Below are 2,512 nucleotides of genomic sequence, written 5' to 3' on the forward strand. Positions count from 1 at the left end.
AAGCGGTTATTCCCCAAGTTCCCATAATTTAGTTTCTTTTGTTTGCGTAATATTTGGTCAAATGACGCACAACGTTTGCGTATAAGAATAGTTGCGGGTTTGCGTGCGAGGATTTTCCGAAGGAAAATCAGACGTAGCAAACACGCAACGACATTTGATTTAGCACTAAACCGCAATTATTTTTATACATTGTTGTAACACGTTTTTTATTTTTTCCGTTTTTCAATTTGTTCCAGAATCAGTTTTTCCAATTCCGAGAAATTTATTTTCAGTGAGTTCGATATTATCGACAATGGTGAGCCATAAATTCTATTATTCGCTTTCATTGCTTTTTTTGAAATGATATTCTTTGAGCGTTCAATATATTTTTCTGGTTCAGAAGTCAAAACAACAATTACTTTTGCTGAACCTGTTCCCCAAGATTTTATTCCAGTTATATCTTCCCATTCTATAAGTCCAACACTTGTTGCGTTTGAGTTGTCAATAATTCCGTCATCATTTATAGTCAAGCCTGCTTTTCCGCTAAAGACTTTTTTTGCAATAAAAATGAAACAAAGTCCGAAAAATAAAACTCCAGCTATTCCGCTTATAAAAACAGTATTTTTCGGATAGCGAATAGAAGCAAATCTTTCAGGGTCTATAATTCCCCAAGCTCCACCAATAACAAATGCTAATGCTCCAATCATAAGTAATATGATTTTCGTTTTGCTTAATGGTACCTTAATTTCAGTCATTTGCGGTAGTTTGGTCAAATGTGTTACAACGATCTCGTATAAGCGTCAGTTACGGGTTAAATTAGCGATTATTTTCGGTTTAGCACAGATGTTAGCAATTCCGAGTGGATTCGGACGTAGTCGAATCCGCCGTAATTGCGGTTATACATTGTTGTAAACAGGCTTTTATTCAATTGTTCCATTAAATGTTTTGGATTCACTATAAACTGTGATTCCAAAAAGATTCCACCTTAAAATTCCGTTAGCTATAAATTCAGCCTTTCCATTCGGGTTCAAGTTGTTTGTTTCAATCGAATTAAATTCCCAATTGTAACCACTCACGAGTCCAGTCAAAAAGCTGTTACTTTCTATTGGAATATATTGGTTTTGTTCAATCGAATATTTTACAAGCATATTTATGTCAAAAGTCCAATTGTCTTCCAATTTCACTTGTTTTATTGCTGAGTTGCTTTTTCTGTTATAATCTTCAGTCATTGAAATTCGGTTTGAATTTTTCTCAGAATCAGAAGCTGAAATTATTTGAACAATTCCGATTACCATTATGAAAATTGAAACAACTTTAAATTGTGGTTTAAATATTTTCTTTCCTTTTGCAATAAATCCAACAATCAGATAAAGAAAGTAAATAACAATTATTCCGTTTATTATTGACCAAATTAAATGTATCATAGTTTTCGTTTTTCAGCTTGTTTACAACGGTCTCGGCTATGATTAGTTGCGTGGGTTAGCACTTAACTTTGCAAGTACACACCAAGCTGAAAATCCGCTAGGATTTTCAGAAGTAGGCGAGAACAAGCAATTACTTATAGCCATTGTTGTAGGTAGTTTTTTATTCAGTTTATAATGTGTTTGTTATTTCCTTTTCATAAAATTTTCCTCTGTCGTCAGTTGCAATAACTTTCGGTCTTTTTCCATTTTCCCAAATTAGTTCAAATGATTTTAGAGAATCGAATTCAACGTTTTGAGAGCGAAAGTGTTCATTAATATTATTGTACCAAAATCCGATTGATTTAGTTATTCTTTCCGAAATCATACTTTTCGGTTGGAATTCTTTTGTTTTCCAGTCAATTTTGATGTCATATTTCTTTCCGTTTATTTTGTTAAGCTCATAAATTACAAATTCAGAATCCACATAGTTTTCGTAGCTTAAAAAGCTATATCCAAAATTGTGAATTGCCGATGGAATATTTTTGTATTTCATTCTTCTGCTTTTTCTAATATCAATTCTACAAATTCCGCTTCTCTTAATAATCCAATGAGAAAGTCAAAATCTTCTTTTCCAAATATCTTTTTAAGTTTTTCAGTTCCTGTTATTTCAATAATGCAATCTCCTGGATAACCTGGTCCTTTTGCTGTTATCGCATCGTTAAATGCGTCAAGATTTTTTCCAAAATCCTTTTTAGCAGAAAACTCCATATCCGCAATGTAATTGTTCCAAAAGTCTAATTTAGAATTACAAAATTCTCCATTTATAAATATTTTTCGCAAATGTTTAATATTTCCATTTTCGTCCTCTGTAATACTCATAAAAGTATGCTTACTATATGCGAATCTGTCAAACACTTTTGAGTAACCTTGATTCAACCATCTTTTGTAGATTAATTTATCATTAAAATACAGATAGAGCTCATTATCATCCTTGATTTCTTTTCGAAGCATTTGAGTGAGTTTAAATTACCTACAACGGTCTCGGCTATGAGTAGTAGTTGCGTGGTTTAGCACTCAACTTTGCAAGTACACACCAAACTGAAAATCTGCGAGGATTTTCAGAAGTAGGC

Annotated in this window: 4 protein-coding genes; all 4 read right to left on the minus strand. The window is 32.6% G+C overall.

The window, feature by feature from the left end:
• Positions 1-206: 206 nt before the first annotated feature.
• Complete coding sequence (locus Q0772_RS16175; RefSeq protein WP_298346985.1) at positions 207-734, minus strand: STM3941 family protein; 528 nt, start codon at positions 732-734, stop codon at positions 207-209.
• A gap of 165 nt (positions 735-899) precedes the next feature.
• Complete coding sequence (locus Q0772_RS16180) at positions 900-1,403, minus strand: hypothetical protein (protein WP_298346987.1); 504 nt, start codon at positions 1,401-1,403, stop codon at positions 900-902.
• Between the two features lie 169 nt (positions 1,404-1,572).
• Complete coding sequence (locus tag Q0772_RS16185; protein ID WP_298346990.1) at positions 1,573-1,935, minus strand: hypothetical protein; 363 nt, start codon at positions 1,933-1,935, stop codon at positions 1,573-1,575.
• Positions 1,932-2,393, minus strand: coding sequence for a barstar family protein (locus tag Q0772_RS16190; protein ID WP_298346993.1), 462 nt, complete (start codon positions 2,391-2,393; stop codon positions 1,932-1,934). The genes Q0772_RS16185 and Q0772_RS16190 overlap by 4 nt, the downstream gene beginning before the upstream one ends.
• Between the last annotated feature and the right edge of the window lie 119 nt (positions 2,394-2,512).

Source organism: uncultured Algibacter sp. (assembly GCF_947490405.1).
In the GTDB taxonomy this organism is placed as follows: Bacteria; Bacteroidota; Bacteroidia; order Flavobacteriales; family Flavobacteriaceae; genus Algibacter_B.